Below are 22966 nucleotides of genomic sequence, written 5' to 3'. Positions count from 1 at the left end.
CTTTTTGGTTTAATATAACAAACCTATTTAACCCTGTTAAATTGGAAAAAACAATAAAACAAAAAGATAGGCTTATTGTTAGTTTAACAACTTTCCCCGCACGAATTAACAGAATATGGATTGTTATTGAGTGTATGTTGAGACAGAAAGAAAAACCAGACAAAATTATTTTATGGTTATCAAAAGAGCAGTTTTCCTCCTTAGATGTATTACCAAAAAAGCTTCTTGACTTAAGGTCAAGAGGTTTGGAAATCGTTTTATGTGATGAAGACTTAAGGTCGCATAAAAAATATTATTATGCATTAAAGGAATATCCAGAAGATATAATTATTACTGTGGATGATGATGTTTTTTATCCTTCGGATACTTTAGAGCGCTTGATTGAATTAAGTAAAAGATATCCAAATTGCGTATGTTTTCATCGTGGCCTACAATTAACTTTTAATGAAAGTGAGATTAGACCATATAAAGAATGGGAATATCTTACAGATTTTAAAGGGCCATCTTATGATCTTTTACTTACAGGTTGTGGAGGTGTTTTATATCCGCCACATTCATTACACAAAGATGTTTTAGAAAAAGATCTGTTTATGACCTTATGTAAAAATGCCGATGACCTTTGGTTATACAGTATGTCTTTGTACAATGGAACAAGATTAGTTAAATCAAAAGATAATATTGAGTTAATACCAATCTATAATAAAGGTGATGTTACTTTGGCGTCTAGCAATGTTGATGATGGGCACAATGATAAGCAACTATTGAACATAAGAAATTATTTCCTCGAAAATCGATTTGTAGATGTCCTTGAAAATTCATTTAAAAAAAATAAGATATGAAAATAGTACACTTATGCTTATCATGTTTTTACATTGATGATTATTCTTATCAAGAGAATATGCTTCCGAAGTACCATGTAAAGCAAGGTCATGATGTGACTGTTGTTGCCTCATTAGTATCTTTTGATAAAGAAGGTAAGCCATGTTTGCTAGATGAAGAATCGGTTAAAGTAACCAAAGATGGGTATAAGGTAATCCGTGTTGATTACAAGAAACCTTTACATAAAATAAATAGTTTTATTAGGAGATACAAAAATCTTGATAAAATTCTTCAGGCAGAACAGCCAGATTTAATTTTTATGCATGATTTTTCATTTATGGATGTTACCAAAGTTATTAGTTATGTGAAGAAGCATCCAAACGTTCGAGTTTATTCCGATTGTCATACCGATTATATTAATAGTGCCCAAAGTTGGGTTTCAAAAAATGTTTTTCATCATTTTATATGGAGACATTATGGCAAAGTGCTTTCAAAGTATACGGAAAAATTTTATGGTGTAACACCCCTCCGTTGTGACTTTTTAAGAGATGCTTATAAAATTGACCCTAGCAAAATAGAATTATTAGTTATGGGTGTAGATGATGAGCTTTTACAAGATAAGAATAGGAAGGATATTCGACTTAATTATTGTCAAAAATTAAATATTGATCCAAATGATTTTATCATTGTTACTGGAGGTAAAATTGATGAGAAAAAGAATATCCATTTAGTTCTAGAGGCGGTTCGAAACTTGAATAATAAAAACATAAAGTTAGTTGTTTTTGGGAATATCGCTCCTGAGATGAAAAAAACAATGGATAAATTGCTAACCTCGGACAATATAATTTTTGTTGGTTGGCAAAATTCAGGTACAATTTTAGATTATTTTTTACTTGCTGATCTTATTATTTTTCCTGGTACGCATTCAGTTTTGTGGGAACAGGCAGTAGGAGTTGGTACCCCTGCGATATTTAAATATTGGGAAGGAATGACGCATGTTGATTTGGGAGGAAATTGTGAGTTTTTACATTTGGATACTGCGAAAGAAATTGAAGAGGTTATAAATTCTATTGTTACAGAAGAAAATAAGTATAAACATATGAAGGAAATTGCAATGACAAAAGGGCTTAAAGAATTCTCCTATAGCGAAATTGCAAGAAAGGCTATAACAGGTTAAGATATGTTAGGTAAACTCGAATATTATTGGTCTAAGTTGTTAAAAAAGATTAGACTAAAGGCTTTGGTAAACGTAAAAATTGGTAAAGGATCTAAAATATGCTCCGGAAGTCAATTGGTAAATGTCTCACTTGGTAAATATACTGATATAGGATATGACTGTATTATTGTAAATACTCAAATTGGATCATTTTGTTCCGTGGGTGCAAACGTGATTATCGGTGGAGCCTCACACACTATTGATTGGGTAAGTACTAGTACTGTTTTCAATGAAAATAGAGATCATTTACCCACTAAATTTTCTAAACATAAATTCTCATTAGAATCCAATACTAAACTTGGAAATGATATTTGGATCGGGAACAATGTTCTAATAAAAGCTAATTTGAAGGTAGGTGATGGAGCTGTTATCGGGATGGGATCTGTTGTTACAAAAGATATTGGGCCATATGAAATCTGGGCTGGAAATCCTGCGAAGCTTATCAGAAAAAGATTTGATGACGAGACCATTGATAAACTTTTAAAAAGTGAATGGTGGTCTTGGAATGATGAAAAAATCAGAGAATATAGTTCATCAATTAATAATGTGAAAGAATTTTTGTCGAAAATAGAAAAGGGATAAAATATATAAATAATTTTTATGGAAAGTAAAAGACCATACCAAATATGTACAAAGACAATAATGGATACGACCGATCCAAATATTGTATTCAATGAAAAGGGAGAGAGTGATTATTACACCAACTATATTGAAAATATAGTTCCCAATTGGCACACGGATGAGCGTGGCTACGAAGAATTAATGAAGATTGCGGACAAGATCAAAAAGACAAGCCGTAATAAGGATTTCGACTGTATTATAGGTCTTAGTGGTGGATTAGATAGTTCTTATGCGGCTTATGTGGCCAAAGAGATTATGGGAATCCGTCCATTGATATTCCATGTGGATGCAGGCTGGAATACAGACAAGGCAGTTGGGAATATCGAAAAATTGATTAATGGCTTGAACCTTGACCTTTACACGGAAGTAATCAATTGGGAAGAAATGAAAGACTTGCAGCGATCATTCTTAAAATCTCAAATTGCGGATCAGGATTTACCTCAAGATTATGCCTTCTTCTCAGGCCTGTATAAGTTTGCACGTAAGAATAATATTAACTACGTGTTGACTGGAGGAAATTTTTCTACAGAATGTTGTAGAGAACCCGAAGAATGGGGAGGTTTCCCAGGAATCGATGTAAAATTGGTAAAAGATATTCATGGTAAATTTGGAACTCGTCCCTTGAAAACTTTTCCATTGGTTGATATTTTAAGCTATAAGATCTACTACAAATATGTATATGGTATGGAAGTTTTCAAACCATTGAATCTTGTGCCTTATATCAAAGCAGATGCTGAGCAATTATTGCAAGATAAATTTGGATGGGAGCCATTCCAACATAAGCATCATGAATCGCGCTTTACCAGATTTTATGAGGATTATTGGTTGCCACGCAAATTTGGATTTGAAAAACGTAGAGCGCACTTTTCTTCTTTGATTTTAACTGGTCAGATGACCAGAGAAGAGGCGCTTGACCGTATTTCGCGTCCAGAGTTATCCGAAGAATTCTTACAAAAAGAGTTTGAATACGTAGCTAATAAATTAGACTTAACCAAAGCTGAGTTACAAGAAATCTTTGAGGGTCCAAATAAAACCTATAACGATTACAAAAATAAAATGGGCATTATCAAACTAGGAGCGCAGGTAATGCAGAAATTAGGTATGGAAAAGAGATTATTTAGATAATGATAACATTAATTGATTACGGAGTAGGGAATATCAATGCTTTTGTCAATGTGTACAAAAGAGTGGATGTGCCTGTAAAGATAGCGCGGAACAAAGAAGATTTGCATGGAGCAGAGAAATTGATTCTGCCAGGAGTAGGACATTTCGATCATGCCATGACACAGCTTAATAATTCAGGTATGCGTGATACCTTGGATAAAATGGTTTTGGAGGATAAGGTTCCTGTAATTGGTATTTGTGTGGGCATGCAAATGATGGCAAATCATAGTGATGAAGGAAAACTGGACGGTTTAAAATGGATTGATGCTTCGGTGCGTAAGTTTGATGAATCGACCATTAAACAGGTTACTCGTTTACCTCATATGGGTTGGAACGATGTGAAACCCGTTAAGGATATTAGCCTATTCAAGGGCCTGGAAAAAGAAGCTATCTTTTACTTCTTACATACTTACTATTTCGAATGCAACCATCAAGAGGATGTCATGGCTGTTACAGATTATGGAATTAATTTTGCCTCTGCTGCACATCATGAGAATAAATATGGTATTCAGTTCCATCCGGAGAAAAGCCATCAATATGGGGAGATTTTATTACATAATTTTGCTAAACTCTAAGAACTTATGCTAAGACCAAGAATTATCCCTAGCCTACTAATTCAGGATAATGGATTAGTAAAAACGGTAAATTTTAAGAATCCCAAATATGTTGGAGATCCCATCAATGCGGTTAAGATTTTTAATGAGAAATCCGTAGACGAGTTGGCTATTTTTGATATTGATGCTACTGTTAAAGGTCATGAGCCGAATTACAGTTTGATCGAGCGTATTGCCAATCAATCTAGAATGCCTTTATGTTATGGAGGCGGGGTAAAAACCGTTGAACAGGCGCAGCGAATTTTCGGACTAGGTATTGAAAAGATTGCACTATCATCGGCAGTCTTACAAAATCCTAAACTTATTACAGCTATTGCAGACCGAGTTGGAGCACAATCGGTCATTGTGGTACTTGATGTGAAAAAGAAAATGTTTGGTGGCTACGAAGTATATACACACAATGGTAAAAAAGGTACAGGTATTAATCCATTTCAATTCATTCAGGAAGCACAAGAGCTAGGCGCCGGAGAGATCATTATTAATTCAATTGATCAAGACGGTGTGATGAAAGGATATGATTTTGGTTTGATCGACAAAGCACGCGAACAAACCTCTTTACCAATGACCGTTTTGGGAGGAGCTGGCTCCTTGGAAGACATCAAAAAAGTTATAGATAAACATAAAATTATAGGTGTTGCTGCGGGTAGTCTCTTTGTTTTCAAAGGGGTTTACAAAGCGGTACTAATCAATTACCCTACAAAAGAAGAAAAGGAAAAATTATTTTAAATCGGATTACATGGAAATTAAGAATAAAGTTTTGTTAATCACAGGTGGTACTGGATCTTTTGGTACTGCGGTGTTGAATCGTTTTTTACAGACAGATCATTTTCGCGAAATTCGCATATTTTCTCGAGATGAAAAGAAACAGGATGATATGCGAAATCTATATAAAAATGATAAAATCAAATATTATATAGGTGATGTTAGGGATTTTGCATCTGTAGAACCTGCTACACGTGGAGTAGATTATATCTTTCATGCGGCAGCTCTAAAACAGGTTCCATCTTGTGAGTTTTTCCCTATGCAAGCGGTAAAAACCAATGTGGAAGGAACACAAAATGTAATTCGTGCAGCAGCATCGAATGGTGTAAAAAAAGTAATCTGTTTATCTACAGATAAAGCTGCTTATCCTATTAATGCCATGGGAATCTCCAAAGCGATGATGGAGAAAGTGGCGGTGGCAGAAGCTCGTAATCTAACCGATACAGTAGTATGCCTTACCCGTTATGGAAACGTAATGGCGTCTAGAGGTTCGGTTATCCCATTGTTTTTAAATCAAATCCAGAAAAACGAACCTATTACAGTGACAGATCCTAATATGTCCCGCTTTTTCATGTCCTTAGAGGATGCAGTTGATTTGGTTTTATTTGCCTTTGAGCATGGTAACCCTGGAGATCTTTTTGTTAATAAGGCACCTGCAGGATCCATTGGTGACCTGGCTAAAGCATTAATCGAATTAACAGGCAAGGAAGTTCCTGTTAAGGTGATTGGTACAAGACACGGTGAAAAATTATACGAGACACTTTGTACACGTGAGGAGATGATTAAAGCGGAGGATATGGGCGACTTCTATCGTATTCCAGCAGATAATAGGGACTTAAATTACGCGAAATATTTCTCCGAAGGTGAGCAGGATATTTCAAAGATTGAAGACTACCATTCACATAATACGGAACAACAAGGTGTGGAAGGATTGAAAAACCTTATTTCAAAATTGCCATTAATTCGTAAAGAAGTATTTGGTGAAGATGTAATGCAATATCCTTATTAATATTATGATTGAAGAAATTCAAGGCGGGATAGCCAAGGACGAAAGAGGTCAAATCAGGTTTGTAAATGATTTTGACATGACCCTGGTGAAACGATTCTATATCATTAAAAATGCGGATACCGAGCTTATTAGAGGTTGGAGAGCGCATCGTATAGAGCAAAGATGGTTTTATGTTATTTCAGGTTCATTTGTAATAGATATTGTGGCAATAGACAATTGGGATGAAGCTTCGAAAGATCTGCCTGTCCGAAAAGAAATAATAGATTCAAAGGAAAATAAGATTTTACATTTATCGGCAGGGTATGCCACGGCTTTTCAAGCCTTAGAAGCTGACAGCGAATTGCTTGTTTTTTCAGACTACCCCATCGATAATGCGAAGAATGACGATTATACTTACCCATTAGATTATTTTATTAATAAAATACAGTAATGACAAAAATTGGAATAACCGGTCAAAATGGTTTTGTTGGAAAACATTTATATCATACTTTAAAATTAACTCCTGAAAACTTTTCTGTTGTAGAATTTCAAAAGGAATTCTTTGAAGATGCATCCAAATTGGATGAATTTGTTGCCGAATGCGATGTGATTGTACATTTAGCGGCAATGAATCGTCATGAAAGCGAGCAAGTAATTTACGAAACCAATATTGGACTTGTCGAAAAGCTAATCGCTTCCTTAACACGTACGGGATCTACTCCACATGTCTTGATTTCATCTTCTACACAGGAAGAACGAGATAATCTTTACGGAAAATCAAAAAAAGAAGGTCGTGAAGCGCTAGTGAACTGGGCTGCTGAAAATGGAGCTAAGGTTTCAGGATTGATTATTCCAAATGTATTTGGTGCTTTTGGGAAGCCATTCTACAATTCATTTGTTGCTACCTTCTGTCATCAATTAACGCATGGTGAAATTCCTACGGTAGTCAATGATGGCGAAGTAAAATTGATTTATGTTCAGGAGCTGGTAGAAAAAATTATTGAAGAAATAAAAGCAGAAAAGGCGACGGCAGATTTATTGATTGCACCTACAGCTACAAAAAAGGTGACCGAAGTTTTGAATTTGCTATTGGATTATAAAACCAAATATTTTGATGCTGGCGAAATTCCTGTTATTCATGATTCATTTGAGCACAATTTATTCAATACTTATCGCTCGTATATAGAATACAAGACTCATTTCCCAGTTAAATTCACACAGCATGTGGATCCTCGTGGTGCATTTGTAGAGGTTATTCGCCTTGGGATTGGCGGTCAGTGTTCTTTTTCGACTACTGTTCCTGGAATCACCAGGGGAAACCACTATCATACGCGTAAAATAGAGCGTTTTGCTGTAATAAAAGGGAAGGCATTGATTCAGTTACGTAAAATTGGTACTGATGAAGTGCTGGATTTTTACTTAGACGGATCTGAACCAGCCTATGTGGATATGCCAATTTGGTATACCCACAACATAAAAAACATTGGGGAAGAAGATTTGTACACTATTTTCTGGATTAATGAGCCATTTAATCCGGCAGATGCAGATACGTATTTTGAAACAGTTTAATACTTAAATAAAAATGAAAAAATTAAAAGTAATGACGGTCGTAGGTACTCGACCAGAAATTATTAGATTATCTCGTGTATTATCGGCTTTAGATGCTTCTGAAGCTGTAGAACATATTATCGTCCATACCGGACAGAACTACGATTACGAATTGAACCAAATTTTCTTTGAAGATTTAGGACTTCGTAAACCGGATTATTTTTTAGAAGCGGCAGGAAAAACAGCCACAGAAACTGTAGGAAACATCTTGATCAAGATTGATCCACTTTTGGAAGAACTTAAGCCGGAAGCATTTTTGGTATTGGGTGACACCAATTCCTGTCTATGTGCCATCCCGGCTAAGAAACGTCATATTCCAATTTTCCACATGGAAGCAGGAAACAGATGTTTTGACCAACGTGTTCCAGAGGAAACTAACCGTAAAATAGTAGACCATACAGCAGATATCAATTTAACCTATTCTGATATTGCGAGAGAATACCTATTACGCGAAGGTTTACCTGCTGATCGTATCATCAAAACAGGGTCGCCAATGTTTGAAGTGTTAACCCACTATTTACCTGAGATTGATGCTTCGAATGTCTTGGAGAAATTGAATTTGGAAGAAGGTAAGTTTTTTGTGATTTCCTCACACCGGGAAGAAAACATCAATTCGGAGAAAAACTTTAGGGGTTTAATGGCATCTCTGAACGCGATTGCTGAGAAATACGGATATCCAATCATCGTGTCGACACATCCTCGTACCAAGAATATGATTGATAAGATGCAAATTGAAATGCGTCCGGAAATTCAATTCCTAAAACCTTTAGGATTCCATGACTACAATGCTTTGCAGAAAAGATCATATGCCGTACTATCCGATTCAGGCACCATCTCAGAAGAATCCTCCATTTTAAATTTCCGTGCCCTTAATATCCGTCAAGCACATGAAAGACCAGAAGCTATGGAAGAAGCATCCGTTATGATGGTTGGTCTATCTCCAGAAAGAATCTTACAAGGTCTTACGCAGGTATTACAACAAAAAATCGGTAAAGAACGTAATTTCAGACCAGTAGCTGATTATTCCATGCCAAATGTATCTGAAAAAGTAGTGCGCATCATTATTTCCTATACAGATTATATCAAAAGAACCGTTTGGTCAGAAGAAATATAATGCAGAAGAAAAGAAAGATTTTAATCCATAGTATTGCCTTTAGTCCTGATGGGGTATCGACAGCATATCTGTATAATGATATCGCAAAGGGATTCAAGAAGGAAGGATATGAGGTAGTGGTTTTGACCACTACCCCTCATTATAACACATTAGAATCAGAACTAAAGAAACAGCCCCTTAAAAAGCGAGCTTTAGGATTATTCTATGAAAGTAATTTTGATGGGATTAAGGTTCTGCATGTGCCACAGAAGAAATTCAAATCCACAGCTTTACGTTTAGTAGGCTTTGTTTTTTGGCATATCATGGCGATTATCTTGGGGTTAAAGGAAAAGAATGTTTCGGCTATTCTATCTCCTTCGCCTCCACTTACTATAGGATTTATTAATCTACTCATTGCAAAGGTAAAAAAGGCGAAAGTTGTCTACAATGTACAGGAAATTTATCCAGACTTTTTGATTGAACAAGGAGGGCTAAAGAATGGTTTTATCATAAAATTCTTAAAATGGTTAGAACGCTTTGTGTACAATAAATCGGATGCGGTGACTACGATAGATGAAGTATTCTATAAGACTATTGTCGACCGCTTTGATGATCAGCAGAAGCTACATATCATTCCTAATTTTGTGGACACAGAACTCTATAAACCTATAATGGATGTAGATTTGGGTCTTGATCCAAAAAAGTTTCCACCGAATGATCATATCAAATTGATGTATGCCGGAAATATTGGGCATGCACAAGATTGGATGCCCTTAATTCAATTGGCGGTTTTATTAAAAAACGAAGCCTTTGATTTTTATGTCATTGGTGAAGGGGTAATGAAATCTTATGTGGAAGAGCAGGTGAAAATAAATGGTTTATCCAATGTTCATGTTCTTCCTTATCAACCTCGAGAAACAATGCCTAAATTATTGGCATTCGCAGATTTGCAGTATATTTTTATGTCCAAGGAAATGGAAGGTCATGGCTTCCCTTCGAAAGTATACACCATTATGGCTTGCGGCAAGCCATTAATGGTTTGTTCCGGAGAAGGCACGCCAATTGTCAACTTCTTAAAGCCGATATCTTGTGCCTGTCTGATTACGACCTCAAATTTTGAGACCAAGATAAACGAGATGGTCAATTTTCTACGAATGCATGACAGACAATCTCTTCAAGAAATGGGAGCAAAAGGATTAGAGGAAGTAAATAGATATTATTCCAAAGATGTGGTGGTGAATAAGTATATCCGATTAATAAATAATTTGTTAGATTAATGAGCATAATTATCACAGGAGCATCAGGTTTTGTAGGACAAAATTTAATAAAGTATCTACAAGAAAAGGGTAAAACTGTTTATCCACTTTCCTTACGGGATTCCAAGTGGATTAACGAGCTTCCAAAAGAGGCAGATGCACTTATTCATTTAGCAGGAAAGGCACATGACACCTCCAATACCTCGCAAGAAATAGAATATTTCCAAGTAAATAGAGATTTGACTATTGCGATTTTTGAGGAATTCCTGAAATCAGAAATTCGAGACTTTTTTTATTTCTCATCGGTAAAAGCAGTTGCTGACACTACTGATGGCATATTGGTAGAAGATGTCAATGCCAAACCTTTTACACCTTATGGAAAATCTAAACTTGAGGCAGAGCAATATATCCTAAATAAAGAGCTGCCTGCAGGAAAAAGAATTTTTATTATTCGGCCATGTATGATACATGGACCCGGCAATAAGGGAAATTTAAACTTGCTTTATAAAATTGTTGAAAAAGGAATGCCATGGCCTCTTGCCAGTTTTGAGAACCAACGTTCCTTTTTAAGCATTGATAACCTGTCATTTATGGTTAATTCTATACTAGATAAAAGGGATATAGCATCAGGAGTATATAACTTTGCTGATGATGTTCCTTTATCAACCAATGAATTAATTGAATTGATTGCGTCGGTATTAAAGAAGAAGGTAAAGCTTTGGAATGTGTCCAAAGGTTTAATATCTACCATAGTTAAGGTAGGCGATGTATTACCACTTCCTTTGAACTCCGATAGATTAAAGAAATTGACGGAATCTTATGTGGTTTCGAATGCAAAAATTAAGCGTGAGCTTGGAATCCAACATTTACCAATATCAACACAAGCTGGACTAAAAATTACTATTGAATCATTTAAACAAGCTAATTCCTGATGGTTTATTTAATCGTATTTATTTTATTATTTGTACTTGAACTTGTCTATTTTCAAGTCGCTGATCGTTTCAATATCATTGATAAGCCTAATGAACGCTCCTCTCATACCCGTGTTACTTTAAGAGGAGGTGGAATTATCTTTTATTTTGCTGTAGTCATTTATTTTATTAGCTCTGGATTCCAATATCCCTTCTTTTTTATTGGTCTTTCCATGATGACGATTATATCTTTTTTGGATGATGTTTTCACCTTATCCAATAAACTTCGGCTATTGGTACATTTTACGGCGGTTCTATTGATGGCTTATGAATTGAACCTTTTTAATATGCCTTGGTTTTACTTACTGATTGCTTTTGTGGTCATTGTGGGTGTAATAAATGCCTACAATTTTATGGATGGCATCAATGGGATTACAGCAAGCTATAGTTTAGCCGTAGGAGGATTATTAATGATCGTTAATCATAGTATAAATTTCATCGATCAGGATTTATTGGCATACACCTTGTTTGCTGTATTGGTCTTTGCGTTCTTTAATTTTCGAACTAATGCAAAATGCTTTGCCGGTGATGTTGGCTCTGTAGCCATTGCCTACATCTTATTATTTGGCTTAGGTGCGCTTATTATTAAAACAGGAAATTTTTTATACATCTTGTTTTTAGCGGTATATGGAATTGATGCTGTCTGGACAATTATACAACGCTTAATGAAAGGTGAAAATATTTTTAAAGCCCACCGATCGCATTTATACCAATATTTAGCTAATGAAGCAGGTCAAAATAAACTAGTAGTTTCCTTTATGTATGGCTTCATTCAATTCCTTGTTGGATTATTGGCAATATATTTGAGCAGTAAGGAAATTAACATACAAATTATTTATGCCTGTTCAGTCCTTATTTTTGGAAGCATTATTTATTTAGTAATCAAAACCAGTATATATAAAAAATATGTATTGAAAACAGATTCAACACTTTAAACATTTAAATTAATAATTGTTATTTTAGCCCTTTAGAAAAACAATATGAAGAGATTTTTATTCTTGATAGCGGTATTAGCCATATTCGCTTCATGTGCTTCTCGCAAAGAAATAGTTTATTTACAGAATTCAAATGTAATTCCGGAAAATATTTATGCTAAATATGCACCTAAAATACAGCAAGAAGATTTATTGACGATTTTGGTTTCGGCTGAAGATTTAAAAGCGACACTTCCTTTCAATCAACAAAATCAATATCAGATTCAAACTGCAGCCACCAATGATTTAGCATTTAAACCTACTTACCTAGTGGACCATAATGGAGAAATTGACTTTCCGGTTATTGGAAAATTAAAATTTGAAGGTTTGAGCCGATTAGAAGCAACGGAATTATTAAAGTCAAAATTGAGCCAATACATCGTGAATCCTGGTGTCAATATTACCTTTGCTAATTTCAAGGTTACGGTATTAGGTGAAGTAAATCGACCGAATACTTATACCCTTCCTCAAGAACGAGTAACAATTTTGGAAGCTATAGGTATGGCTGGAGATATGACGATTAAAGGTGTAAGAGAAAATGTGTTGTTAATCCGAGAAAAAAACGGGGTTAAAGAAATGCACCGTTTGAATCTGTTAACGGATTCTTTGATTAATTCACCCTATTACTATTTGGCACAAAATGACGTGATTTATGTGGAGCCAAATAACTCTCAGGTTAGAAACTCAAGATTTGGACAAGATACCAATGTTTGGATTTCCATTTCAAGTTTGTTAATCACGATTACAGCCCTAATAGTTACAAATATCAAAAATTAATATGTCCCAATCAAAGACGTCCATAAATACTGTCTCCAACGAAGAAGGAAATGAGTTGGATTTAAAACAGATACTTGAACAATATTTTTTTTATTGGAAATGGTTTTTATTATCTATTGTTGTTGTTGTATTAGCAGCGAGTATATACTTACGCTATTCAACTCGTCAATATAAGGTAGATGCTAAGATACTATTAGAAAAGGAAGATAAGGCTACTGGGGAGCTATCTGGTTTGGCTGAATTAAGTTCCTTGGCGGGAGGTTCAGGGCAATCTGCTTTTGTGCTTGATCAAATTGATGTTATTCGTTCGCGTAGATTATTACGGAAGATAATTGAAAAAAATAACCTTCAGTATACTTATTATGTGAAAGGAAGTATAAAGGAGTCTGAAGTTATTGAATCTGAAAGTCCAGTTAAAATTATTGTTCAAAAACCAAATCTTCGAAATCCATCAGGAACAATCAGTCTTGAAATTTTAGACAATAATACTATATCTGTTGAAGAAGTAGATGGGAACACAATAGGTAAAATTGCTTATGGTAAGGCTTTCAAAACCTCCTTTGGAGAAATTATTGTTATTCCGAACAAAATAAACCAAGCAAATAACATAAAGGGTGTTAAGATAAGTGTAGAGCCTATTGATAAGGTTATCGATAATCTTCAAAAGAATATCGCCATTTCTCCAAACTCGGAAAAGCAATCCTATATTGTAAACTTTTCCATAACAGGTCCGCTTATTGAAAAATCCAAAATCATTATTAATGACTTAATTGAGCAATACAATATTGATGTTTCAGAGGATAAAAGCAAGGTGACTGAAGCTACCTCCAAATTTATCACAACTCGTCTGAATTTGATTGGAAACGATTTGGAGAATGTGGATAAAAAGGTTCAGGATTATAAATCCTCTAACAATATGACCGATTTGGAGGCTGAGGCAGAATTAAACCTAAAAACCTTAACTGAAGCTGAAAAGGAAGTATTGGAAAAAAGAACCCAATTGCAGTTGGCTGATTATATGCGTGAATCCATTAGAAATAACCATGATTTACAATTATTGCCGTCCAATGTGGGCTTGGAGGATATGTCTATTGAAAAGACAATCGTGGAATATAATAAACTCGTCTTGGAACGTGAGGATTTATTAAAAAGTTCAACCCCGGAAAATCCAGTTGTTAAAAATATTACGGACAATATCCGCTCTTTGAATAACAATTTAAATAGTTCGGTTGATAATTACAGATCTGTACTTCAATTGTCCTTAAATAATTCCCAAAATAAAAGAAACCAATTACAGGGTCGTGTTTCAAACGTCCCTAAACAAGAATTAGGGTTTAGGGATATTTCCAGACAGCAAAAGATTGTAGAGTCCATTTATTTGTTCTTATTAGAAAAACGTGAAGAGAATGAGATTAAGGCTGCTGCACAACCGGATATATTGAAAATCATCGATTCAGCTTATGGATCTAACATTCCCGTTGCACCTAAAAAGGCAATTATTTTATTAGGCGCTTTAATACTTGGTTTTATTATTCCATTTGTAATTTTATATCTTAAATTCTTATTGGATAATAAAATCCATTCACGTAAGGACATTGAGGAGAAATTCAATGCACCTATTTTGGGTGAGATACCAAGTTCGGATGATCCAATCGTGAAGGATAATGATCGATCATCCTTGGCAGAGGCCTTCCGTATTTTGCGTACGAATATTGCCTTTATGCTTGGAGCCAAAAAGGATTCGGCGGTTATATTCGTGACATCGACAACATCTGGTGAGGGTAAGTCCTTCGTAGCGACTAACTTGTCGAGAATCTTAGCCATGTCTGGTAAGCGTGTCCTATTAATAGGGGCGGATATTCGTTCTCCTAAGGTATTGGATTATTTAGGCCTTTCGCATTTGCAGCATACCAATATCGGAATTACGCAATTCTTGATTAATCCGGATATGCCTGTAGAAAACATCATTATTAAGAAGCCAGCACCTTATGATTTTGATATCATCTATTCCGGTTATATTGCACCTAACCCTGCGGAATTGTTAATGAATGGTCATTTCAAAGAGGTGATTGATTATGGACGTGCTCACTATGACTTTGTCTTGGTGGATACAGCTCCGGTTAGTTTGGTAACAGATACCCTATTAATTGCAGATAATGCCGATATGACCATCTATGTGTCACGTGCGAATTACTTGGATAAGCGTCTATTAAACGTACCTAAGGAACTGTATGAGGATGGCAAGCTGAAAAACATGGCTGTGGTCATAAACGATGTGGATTTCGCTCGTGGTTATGGATACGGCTATGGTTATGGTTATGGTTATGGAGAAGCAGAAAACGATTCTGTTTCCATACGAGCCAAGCTTAAAAAAGAATTCAAAAAATTGTTTAAAAAGAAGAAGAAGTAATAAAAAAGGGTTCCAAAATTTGGAACCCTTTTTCTTTTCGCTGAAATAGATATACCTATCTTTTCATTCTACTTTTTAACATTCCTTCAACCTGTTGCTTGCTGTAGTAATGTCTTCTTCCAATAACAATGGGTTTAAGTACGCCTGTTTTAACTAAACGGTAATAGGTACTTTGGCTAATCTTTAGGATTTTCATCACATCATTAGCGTCTAAGAGTTCCATAGTGGCTCCTTCACCGAAGGGGTCGAAATTCTCTTTGTCTTCTGAACTTTTGTTTTTGATGGCGAGTTGTTTTAAAATCTCTTCCATCACGTTTAGATGTCTACTCATTTGACCGTAAATTTTGATTAATGTTTTCCGATACATTTCGGATTCTTGGTTAGTTGAATTCATACCTCTGATATTCTTTAAGTTTTTAACCATGTATTTAACATTTTAATCAAAAATAGCTATGTTAAATTAAATAGAAAATAGATTGAGAAATAATAAATCGTTAATATTTATTTATCTTTTTTTTAAGAATGGTTTCCATTAGCAATTTATTGAAAAATAATGCTTATAAAATTTAGAGGATTTTGGTCGATTTTCTAATTTGCTATTAAAAAATGAAAGAAATTGGATTCGGAACCTTACTATCTACTCATAAAAAATCTTAAAACCAGCTTTTATCCTTCTTCCATCTACGGACTAAGTCTTATCTTTGGCACAATCTATCTATTTTACCTATGAAGCTCCACATCAAAACTTTATTGGGCGTATTGGCTTTTTTATTCTTTCAACCGATCAGCATAAATGCACAGGATTTGGATTCGGATCAGCTTTTTGCATTAGCACGAAAAACTGCATTTGATCAAAAGGATTATCCTAAGGCCGTTCAGCTTTCCAAACAAGCCTTAGCACGTAGTCCAGAGTATACGGATATTCAAGTCTTCTTAGGTCGACTTTATACATGGATGGATGCGGTAGATTCTGCACGTATGGTTTTTCAACAATTGGAACTTAGACAGGTTCAAGATGCTGACTTTCACCTAGCCTATGCTTCATTGGAATATTGGGAAGATCAAGAGGGGAAAGCACTGGAGATAGTAAATAAGGGTTTGGCTTACTCTCCAAAATCCATGGAATTGCGCATGTTGAAAGCCAAGATCCTAAATAGTCAAGGGCAGTACACAACAGCCCAGGATATTGTTAAGACCATTCTGGAAGATGAACCGACTAATTCAGAAGCTCGGGATTTGTGGAATAGACTAAAGAATCAATCGGGAGATCGTGAGATCGGCTTATCCTATAATTTCCTATACTTTGACCAGCAATTTGCTGATAATTGGCATATCCTTGGTTTGAGCTACAAGCAGGGCACTAAACTTGGATCCCTGATCTTTAAAACGAACTTTGCGAACAAATTCGCGAGTAATGGGGTGCAATTCGAAGTAGAAGCTTATCCGCGCTTATCTAAATTATTCTATATGTATTTAGGTGCTGGCTATTCTGATAATGTGGGTGTCTTTCCGAATTACCGTACCGGCGCTTCTTTATATGCGAACCTTCCGGCTAGCTTTGAGGCTGAAGTAGGTTTTAGACAATTGAAGTTCAGTGATCATGTTTGGATCTATACCGCATCTGTTGGAAAATATTATAAGAACTTTTGGTTTAATGCCCGTACCTACCTCACCCCTGGTGATAGCCAAATTTCGCATTCCTATGCCGCTACGGCCCGCTACTATACCCAAGGTGCCGATGATTACCTAGGCTTCGTAATAGGCACAGGTATTAGCCCTGAGGAAAATCGAGAGAACCTCTGGACTGAAAGTCCGTATAAACTAAAAACCTTTAAAACAGGATTGGATTATAATTTCTCCCTAAAAAATAAAAATCTGTTCAATATTTCCGCTACATATTACAATGTTGAATACAGACCACAAACCAAAGATAATCAGGTGGATTTTACATTGGGGTATAAAAGGAGGTTTTGAGGATTGAGACCGCTACGCTGTTAGACAAAAGACAACAGACAAAAGACATTGCAAAGTCTGTCTTCTGGTGTCTATTATCTGGTGTCTCAACTGTAGAAAGACCTATTGGCGGGATAGGATTTGCCACTCAGAGCGAAGCGAAGAGTCTCATTTCTCTCCCCCCCCCAGATCCCGTCATCACGAAGCTAGCTGAGTGAACTTTCGACTGTACAATAATTTGAGTTTTTTTATTTTTTATTATGCGGTCGAAGCATGCTTCGACCCTACAGTTATGGTGGATTAGAACAATAAAATCACGATTGTTTGTAGGGGCGATGCATGCATCGCCCGCGATAAAAACGCCTACCGATTCTTTTTCGAATTTAATATCGAACAGCTGCGGTCGAAGCATGCTTCGACCCTACGGTTATTGGTCATAAGCATTAATAAAATCACGATTGTTTGTAGGGGCGATGCATGCATCGCCCGCCATCTAGTATTTTCCCCAATCTGTGTCTATTATCTGTTATCTGTTGTCTATTATCTGTTATCTATTATCTCATCTACCACCCCCTATCAATTATTCTCATTTCATGTCAGGTTCTTTCAGGCATTTTTTGCATCCCTAAATCTGTTTTACATTCGTATAGATATCAGGAACAAACGCACTGCAGGCGTGATTATTTAACATTAAAAAACAGAAAAATGGGTGTAATTCATCAAGGTATTTTAGGAGGTTTTCACGGAAAAACCGGTTCAGTAGTAGGTTCATCATGGCGTGGTATTCAAGTCATCCGAGCATTGCCTAAGCGTATCAAGCGAAAAGCCAGTACCAAGCAATTGATGCAGAGAAAAAAGTTTCAATTTGTCACCAAGACATTAAAGCAATTAGATGGCCTTTTGAATTTTGGATTCCAGGGCAGACATCTTAGCCGTTCTACGAACTACGCGGAAGCTGTACAGCAATTACTTTTATCAGGTGTGTCTGGGGAGTTTCCTAACTATAAAGTTGAATTCAACGAATTTTCAATCAGCGAAGGACCATTGCGCAAATTGGGAAATTTGAAATGGGAAAGAAATGGAGTCAAGAAAGTGAAGCTTATTTGGGAATATACACCGTTCTTCGGAAGAAATGATGAAGAAGATAGTCTGGTCGTTGTTCTTTACCATATCCAAAAGAATCGTTTTGAATTCTATGAGGGAGGTAAAAGAAAAGATGAATCTTTTGAAATTGATGTTCCGACAGATATGCAAGATGCACTCATAAGTGGTTGGGTATTTGTACGAAATGCCGCGCTGGATGCAAATTCAGATAGCATGTATTTGGTGAATTTAGAGCCTTATACTGCACCTAAGACTGTCTAGTAAGGTAATTAAGGGGAGGATAAAAATCTTCCCCTTATGTTAATAACATATTAAATTTTAAACAATTTAATTTTCGTTCTATTTCTAGTCGAATTATATTTTACTTTTGTGCAAGGAGTTCCGAGTGAAGGATATCCTACATACTAATTAATTAATTTGGATTCGAATATCTAGTGCAATATGGCATCAACTTTGTTTAAGTTCATGCTGGTGATTGAATGCGATCTAAGCTCGACTCCAAAAGCATTTTACTGAAAAAAACACAAAATGGATAAGACCGTTCTGAAAAGATATTTCCGAAAAGATAGCCCTAGGTGGGTGATATTACTAATTGATTTACTGATTGTACTTTTTTGTTATTTCCTTTCCAATTTTGTTATCAATAGCTTTAACGGGAAGTTTGATACCAGTTTAATGGTCAAAAAAGCTCTAGTGGTTTCAGCCTTCTATTACTTATCCTTTCTATACTTTAGGACTTATAGAGGTATAATTCGACAAACGGGATTCAGAGATGCTTGGGGGATTTTTAAAGCGGTTGCTGTAGCTTGGATCTCTTTGATGTTCTTAGCTTTTATTATCCGTCAAAATTTTGAAGAGTTAAGTGTTGCTGGACAATATTTTCGATTATCCTATGCGGTTTTATTTACACATGCATTTTTTACTATCGTATGTTTAGTAGCTGCTCGTGTGTTTTATAGGACCATATATGAAAGTTTCTTTTTCGGTGGACGTGAGGTTGAAAATGTGTTGATCTTTGGGGCTGGAAATATGGGGACTATTACATTGAACCTATTGCGTAATGATGTTCGCAGAAAAGTAAAGGTAGTTGCTTTTGCAGATGATAATCCGGGACGCATAGGTAAATTAATCAATGGCTATAAGATTTTGGACATGAAGGACCTTACGGAGGAATATGTTCGGAATTTAAAGGTTGAAAGTATTATCATAGCTCTGGATGATAATAACAAGGATCGTCTTTCGCGTATATCATCGCAGATTGAACCATTACCTGTGAAATTAAAGATCATGCCTACTTCGGCAAGAATGCTGAGTGGAAATGTAGCTACTCGACAATTGAGAACCTTGAAAATTGATGATTTATTAGGTCGCGAAGCCATTAAATTAGAGAATCCTGTTATTCATGAGATGTTCCGTGAGAAGATTATCTTGGTGACAGGGGGCGCAGGTTCTATTGGTTCAGAATTGGTTAGACAAATCAGCTACACAGATTTCGATAAATTAATTATTGTAGATCAAGCGGAATCAGCGCTATATGATGTGCAACAGGAACTAAAAGCATCTTGTCATAAAGATGTATTGTTTATGGTAGGGAATGTTCGAGATCGTCATTTTATGGATTCCATTTTTGAACAGTATCGCCCGCAAATTGTCTTCCATGCAGCAGCCTATAAGCATGTTCCATTGATGGAGCAAAATCCATATGAATCCATATTAACTAATATTTGGGGTTCCAAAAACTTGGCTGATATGGCGGATAAATATGGCGTGGAGAAATTCGTCATGGTGTCTACGGATAAAGCTGTTAACCCTACGAATGTAATGGGTGCTACCAAGCGGGCAGCAGAAATTTACGTGTCAGGCTTAAGCAAATACAGTAAGACGAATTTTATCGTTACTCGTTTTGGAAATGTTTTGGGATCCAATGGCTCCGTTATCCCTTTGTTTGAAAAACAATTGAAGCGTGGAGGACCATTGACGGTAACACATCAGGATATTACGCGTTATTTTATGACCATACCCGAGGCTTGTCAGTTAGTACAAGAGGCTGCAGTAATGGGTAAAGGTGGTGAGATCTATGTATTCGATATGGGCCAACCTGTTAAAATCATGGATTTGGCTATTCGTATGATTCGTTTAAAAGGTTATAAGTATCCAGAAGATATTAGTATTGCTGTAACAGGCCTTCGTCCTGGAGAAAAGATCTTTGAAGAGCTATTGGCAGATAATGAAAATACCACCAAAACCCACCATGAGAAGATTATGATTGCCCGTGTAAATACCGATGAGGTAGATCATAAAAGGGAAAAAATCGAAGCCTTATGTGCAATCGTATCTAAACAAGCAGGTGACCATAACCCGATGTTATTGGTAGAGCTGTTGAAGGAAATTGTACCTGAATACATTTCAAAGAATTCAGTTTTTGCGCAGTTGGATAAGGCACAACAAGTAGGTTAATTCGATAATAAGAAATATAGAATTTAATTAGAGGCTCCTTTTAAAATAAAGGGGCCTTTTTTGATTGAAGAGGGATGTAATGGGACTGCTGATTTGGAAAGAATTCAATTTTAATTAAACGGTTAGAATCTGAATTCTACCCTAAGGATTGGCTTATCTCTATTTCGAAATCATTACATTTGTAAAAAGGAGATTGGATCATTGATTAAAAAAGAAACGATAGAAAAAGTACTGGATACTGCTCGAATAGAGGAGGTGGTAGGGGATTTCGTGGATTTGAAGAAAAGAGGGACTTCCCTAATTGGGAATTGTCCTTTTCACAATGAAAAGACTCCATCTTTTCATGTCTCTGTTTCAAAGGGGATTTACAAATGCTTTGGATGTGGTGCCGGTGGGGATTCGCTAAAATTCGTAATGGAGCATGAGAAATATCCTTATCCGGAGGCGATTCGTTATTTAGCGAACAAGTACAATATTCCCATTGAAGAGGTTGAGCGATCACCGGAGCAGATGGCTGCTCAAGATAAAAGAGAAAGCCTTTATGTTCTTAATCAATGGGCTTCCAAGTTTTTCAAAGAGCAACTTTGGGAAACGGATTTGGGGCGTTCCATAGGATTAAGTTATTTTCTAGAAAGAGGATACCGCGAGGATATCATTAAGAAGTTCGATTTAGGCTATTCACCCGAAGCATGGAACGGTTTAACAGATAGAGCTCAGGAAGAAGGGTTCAGTAAGGAATATTTGGTTGATATTGGCCTTGCTATTGAAAAGGATGATAAATCTATTTATGACCGATTTAGAGGTCGAGTAATCTTTCCTATTCATAATCTCACAGGTCGTGTCATAGGTTTTGGTGGACGGACATTAAAAACGGAAAAGACTGTTCCCAAATATGTCAATTCTCCAGAGTCGGAGATTTACCATAAGTCAAATGTTCTGTATGGATTGCACTTGGCGAAAAAGGCCATCATGGATCATGATGTCTGTTATTTGGTGGAGGGTTATGCAGATGTGTTATCCTGCCATCAAGCTGGAGTAGAGAATGTGGTTTCTTCTTCTGGTACTTCACTAACTTCGGGTCAAATAAAATTGATTTCTCGTTATACCAAACAGGTGGTGATTCTTTATGATGGAGATGCCGCAGGTATTAAAGCTTCTCTTCGAGGAACAGATATGCTTTTGGAAGAGGGGCTTAATGTTAAAGTTCTCCTGTTCCCTGATGGGAATGACCCTGACTCCTATATACAGAAATTTGGTGCTTCAGCCTTTCATGAATATTTAAAAAATAATCAGGAAGATTTTGTCTTTTATAAGACAAATATACTCTTAAAGGATACCAATGGAGATCCTATAAAACGTGCAGAGGTCATTCGAGAGGTGGTTCAAAGTATTGCTTTAATACCAGATGAAATCAAGGTTTCGGTCTATATTAAACAATGTAGTGGACTCTTGGATATCGAGGAGCGGGTTTTGTTAACTGAGCTCAATAAGATTCGCTTAGATAAAGCAAAGGCTAAAGACAGGAAAGAAGCTACACAATCTGCTGCTGCCTCAGCACCTGCATTGGATGAGTTTATTCCTGCGGAAATGTTGGCTGCTATGCAAGCGGAAGGTATTGCATTGCCTGAGGCGCCTAAGCAGATATCATCTGAAATTCTGATGGAAAGGGAATTGGTTCGGGTACTGCTGAACTACGGTAGGGAACTTGTAACTTGGGAAGGCGATGGCGATATCCCTGTAGCACCTTTTTTATTGGCAAGTTTAGAAGATGTGGATCTGGTAGATTCTGCTTGTAAACTGATTGTGGATGAGTTTAAGAAGCAAGCTCTGGACTACCAAGTGCCTGAGGCTAAGTTTTTCTTCAGCAACAGTAACTCGGAAGTTGCTACTTTAGCGGTTGACAGCTTGGCTAGTAAATACGATATCAGTCCGAATTGGAATGATGATAAGCGGAAAATCTTTGTCCCAGAGGAAAAGGATCAGCTAAAAGATTTGGTAAATCAGTTGATTTTCCGGATGAAAAAGAATAAAATTGAACAACAAATGGCAGGCATTCGCGAAGAGATGAAAAATATTACAGATGCAGATGAATTAGCTATTTTGTTGAGTAAATACCAGAAACTCAAAGAGGGGGAGAAGCTGTTGGCTGGGTTTCTAGGGAATACCATTGTGAAATAAA

20 protein-coding genes are annotated in these 22966 nt (G+C 36.2%); 19 read left to right on the top strand and 1 reads right to left on the bottom strand.

The genetic code is table 11. The features are described from left to right. Positions 1 to 41 precede the first annotated feature (41 nt). The 15 genes from ACP6L2_RS12295 to ACP6L2_RS12225 are packed head-to-tail and all read left to right on the top strand — an operon-like array spanning position 42 to position 15273. Entirely contained in the window at positions 42 to 839 is a 798-nt protein-coding gene (locus tag ACP6L2_RS12295) for a glycosyltransferase (RefSeq protein WP_440509667.1), read from the top strand. Then, positions 836 to 1996, top strand: a complete 1161-nt coding sequence (locus ACP6L2_RS12290) for a glycosyltransferase family 4 protein (protein ID WP_440509666.1) — start codon at positions 836 to 838, stop codon at positions 1994 to 1996. Before ACP6L2_RS12295 ends, ACP6L2_RS12290 begins: the two co-directional genes overlap by 4 nt. 3 nt (positions 1997 to 1999) lie before the next feature. Next, on the top strand, positions 2000 to 2617 hold the full coding sequence (locus ACP6L2_RS12285) for a CatB-related O-acetyltransferase (RefSeq protein ID WP_440509665.1): 618 nt from the start codon (positions 2000 to 2002) through the stop codon (positions 2615 to 2617). A gap of 18 nt (positions 2618 to 2635) precedes the next feature. Beyond that, positions 2636 to 3781: an N-acetyl sugar amidotransferase gene (locus ACP6L2_RS12280; RefSeq protein ID WP_440509664.1), complete on the top strand. Its 1146-nt coding sequence runs from the start codon at positions 2636 to 2638 to the stop codon at positions 3779 to 3781. Then, complete coding sequence (gene hisH / locus ACP6L2_RS12275) at positions 3781 to 4395, top strand: imidazole glycerol phosphate synthase subunit HisH (RefSeq protein WP_440509663.1); 615 nt, start codon at positions 3781 to 3783, stop codon at positions 4393 to 4395. The genes ACP6L2_RS12280 and hisH overlap by 1 nt, the downstream gene beginning before the upstream one ends. A gap of 6 nt (positions 4396 to 4401) precedes the next feature. Then, positions 4402 to 5160 carry an AglZ/HisF2 family acetamidino modification protein gene (locus ACP6L2_RS12270; protein WP_440509662.1) on the top strand — a complete coding sequence of 253 codons (759 nt, stop codon included), beginning with the start codon at positions 4402 to 4404 and terminating at the stop codon, positions 5158 to 5160. Positions 5161 to 5170: 10 nt separating this feature from the next. After that, positions 5171 to 6205 carry a polysaccharide biosynthesis protein gene (locus ACP6L2_RS12265; protein WP_440509661.1) on the top strand — a complete coding sequence of 345 codons (1035 nt, stop codon included), beginning with the start codon at positions 5171 to 5173 and terminating at the stop codon, positions 6203 to 6205. Between the two features lie 4 nt (positions 6206 to 6209). Continuing rightward, complete coding sequence (locus ACP6L2_RS12260) at positions 6210 to 6635, top strand: WxcM-like domain-containing protein (RefSeq protein ID WP_440509659.1); 426 nt, start codon at positions 6210 to 6212, stop codon at positions 6633 to 6635. Beyond that, positions 6635 to 7753, top strand: a complete 1119-nt coding sequence (locus ACP6L2_RS12255; protein ID WP_440509657.1) for a polysaccharide biosynthesis C-terminal domain-containing protein — start codon at positions 6635 to 6637, stop codon at positions 7751 to 7753. The genes ACP6L2_RS12260 and ACP6L2_RS12255 overlap by 1 nt, the downstream gene beginning before the upstream one ends. Before the next feature lie 13 nt (positions 7754 to 7766). Beyond that, a complete protein-coding gene (wecB, locus tag ACP6L2_RS12250) occupies positions 7767 to 8906 on the top strand; it encodes a non-hydrolyzing UDP-N-acetylglucosamine 2-epimerase (RefSeq protein WP_440509655.1) in 1140 nt (379 codons plus the stop codon). Continuing rightward, on the top strand, positions 8906 to 10162 hold the full coding sequence (locus ACP6L2_RS12245) for a glycosyltransferase family 4 protein (protein ID WP_440509653.1): 1257 nt from the start codon (positions 8906 to 8908) through the stop codon (positions 10160 to 10162). The genes wecB and ACP6L2_RS12245 overlap by 1 nt, the downstream gene beginning before the upstream one ends. After that, entirely contained in the window at positions 10162 to 11073 is a 912-nt protein-coding gene (locus ACP6L2_RS12240; protein WP_440509651.1) for an NAD-dependent epimerase/dehydratase family protein, read from the top strand. Before ACP6L2_RS12245 ends, ACP6L2_RS12240 begins: the two co-directional genes overlap by 1 nt. Then, positions 11073 to 12047 carry an MraY family glycosyltransferase gene (locus tag ACP6L2_RS12235; RefSeq protein ID WP_440509649.1) on the top strand — a complete coding sequence of 325 codons (975 nt, stop codon included), beginning with the start codon at positions 11073 to 11075 and terminating at the stop codon, positions 12045 to 12047. The genes ACP6L2_RS12240 and ACP6L2_RS12235 overlap by 1 nt, the downstream gene beginning before the upstream one ends. Before the next feature lie 45 nt (positions 12048 to 12092). Next, a complete protein-coding gene (locus ACP6L2_RS12230; protein WP_440509647.1) occupies positions 12093 to 12863 on the top strand; it encodes a polysaccharide biosynthesis/export family protein in 771 nt (256 codons plus the stop codon). A 1-nt stretch (position 12864) separates the two neighbouring features. After that, a complete protein-coding gene (locus tag ACP6L2_RS12225; protein WP_440509645.1) occupies positions 12865 to 15273 on the top strand; it encodes a GumC family protein in 2409 nt (802 codons plus the stop codon). 55 nt (positions 15274 to 15328) lie between these two features. On the opposite strand, the gene ACP6L2_RS12220 is transcribed toward ACP6L2_RS12225, so the two are convergent. Beyond that, positions 15329 to 15604, bottom strand: a complete 276-nt coding sequence (locus ACP6L2_RS12220) for a helix-turn-helix domain-containing protein (RefSeq protein ID WP_440509643.1) — start codon at positions 15602 to 15604, stop codon at positions 15329 to 15331. A gap of 395 nt (positions 15605 to 15999) precedes the next feature. On the opposite strand from ACP6L2_RS12220, the gene ACP6L2_RS12215 reads away from it, so the two are divergent. From ACP6L2_RS12215 to dnaG, 4 genes are all read left to right on the top strand, one after another. Continuing rightward, on the top strand, positions 16000 to 17247 hold the full coding sequence (locus ACP6L2_RS12215; protein ID WP_440509641.1) for a YaiO family outer membrane beta-barrel protein: 1248 nt from the start codon (positions 16000 to 16002) through the stop codon (positions 17245 to 17247). A gap of 684 nt (positions 17248 to 17931) precedes the next feature. Continuing rightward, positions 17932 to 18591, top strand: coding sequence for a DUF6266 family protein (locus tag ACP6L2_RS12210; RefSeq protein ID WP_440509639.1), 660 nt, complete (start codon positions 17932 to 17934; stop codon positions 18589 to 18591). 267 nt (positions 18592 to 18858) lie between these two features. After that, positions 18859 to 20787 carry a polysaccharide biosynthesis protein gene (locus ACP6L2_RS12205; protein WP_440509637.1) on the top strand — a complete coding sequence of 643 codons (1929 nt, stop codon included), beginning with the start codon at positions 18859 to 18861 and terminating at the stop codon, positions 20785 to 20787. 201 nt (positions 20788 to 20988) lie between these two features. Next, positions 20989 to 22965, top strand: coding sequence for a DNA primase (gene dnaG, locus ACP6L2_RS12200; RefSeq protein WP_440509635.1), 1977 nt, complete (start codon positions 20989 to 20991; stop codon positions 22963 to 22965). Position 22966 lies beyond the last annotated feature (1 nt).

This window comes from Sphingobacterium lactis (assembly GCF_051951495.1).
GTDB classification, from domain to species: Bacteria; Bacteroidota; Bacteroidia; order Sphingobacteriales; family Sphingobacteriaceae; genus Sphingobacterium; species Sphingobacterium lactis_A.
The sequence above is the reverse complement of the archived record's forward strand: the minus strand, read 5'-3'. Positions and strand labels throughout refer to the sequence as shown.

Coding starts and splice junctions, on each gene's coding strand:
- ACP6L2_RS12290 (WP_440509666.1), top strand. CDS start 836: ATGAAAATAGTACACTTATGCTTATCATGTTTTTACATTGATGATTAT.
- ACP6L2_RS12285 (WP_440509665.1), top strand. CDS start 2,000: ATGTTAGGTAAACTCGAATATTATTGGTCTAAGTTGTTAAAAAAGATT.
- ACP6L2_RS12280 (WP_440509664.1), top strand. CDS start 2,636: ATGGAAAGTAAAAGACCATACCAAATATGTACAAAGACAATAATGGAT.
- hisH (WP_440509663.1), top strand. CDS start 3,781: ATGATAACATTAATTGATTACGGAGTAGGGAATATCAATGCTTTTGTC.
- ACP6L2_RS12270 (WP_440509662.1), top strand. CDS start 4,402: ATGCTAAGACCAAGAATTATCCCTAGCCTACTAATTCAGGATAATGGA.
- ACP6L2_RS12265 (WP_440509661.1), top strand. CDS start 5,171: ATGGAAATTAAGAATAAAGTTTTGTTAATCACAGGTGGTACTGGATCT.
- ACP6L2_RS12260 (WP_440509659.1), top strand. CDS start 6,210: ATGATTGAAGAAATTCAAGGCGGGATAGCCAAGGACGAAAGAGGTCAA.
- ACP6L2_RS12255 (WP_440509657.1), top strand. CDS start 6,635: ATGACAAAAATTGGAATAACCGGTCAAAATGGTTTTGTTGGAAAACAT.
- wecB (WP_440509655.1), top strand. CDS start 7,767: ATGAAAAAATTAAAAGTAATGACGGTCGTAGGTACTCGACCAGAAATT.
- ACP6L2_RS12245 (WP_440509653.1), top strand. CDS start 8,906: ATGCAGAAGAAAAGAAAGATTTTAATCCATAGTATTGCCTTTAGTCCT.
- ACP6L2_RS12240 (WP_440509651.1), top strand. CDS start 10,162: ATGAGCATAATTATCACAGGAGCATCAGGTTTTGTAGGACAAAATTTA.
- ACP6L2_RS12235 (WP_440509649.1), top strand. CDS start 11,073: ATGGTTTATTTAATCGTATTTATTTTATTATTTGTACTTGAACTTGTC.
- ACP6L2_RS12230 (WP_440509647.1), top strand. CDS start 12,093: ATGAAGAGATTTTTATTCTTGATAGCGGTATTAGCCATATTCGCTTCA.
- ACP6L2_RS12225 (WP_440509645.1), top strand. CDS start 12,865: ATGTCCCAATCAAAGACGTCCATAAATACTGTCTCCAACGAAGAAGGA.
- ACP6L2_RS12220 (WP_440509643.1), bottom strand. CDS start 15,604: ATGAGTAGACATCTAAACGTGATGGAAGAGATTTTAAAACAACTCGCC.
- ACP6L2_RS12215 (WP_440509641.1), top strand. CDS start 16,000: ATGAAGCTCCACATCAAAACTTTATTGGGCGTATTGGCTTTTTTATTC.
- ACP6L2_RS12210 (WP_440509639.1), top strand. CDS start 17,932: ATGGGTGTAATTCATCAAGGTATTTTAGGAGGTTTTCACGGAAAAACC.
- ACP6L2_RS12205 (WP_440509637.1), top strand. CDS start 18,859: ATGGATAAGACCGTTCTGAAAAGATATTTCCGAAAAGATAGCCCTAGG.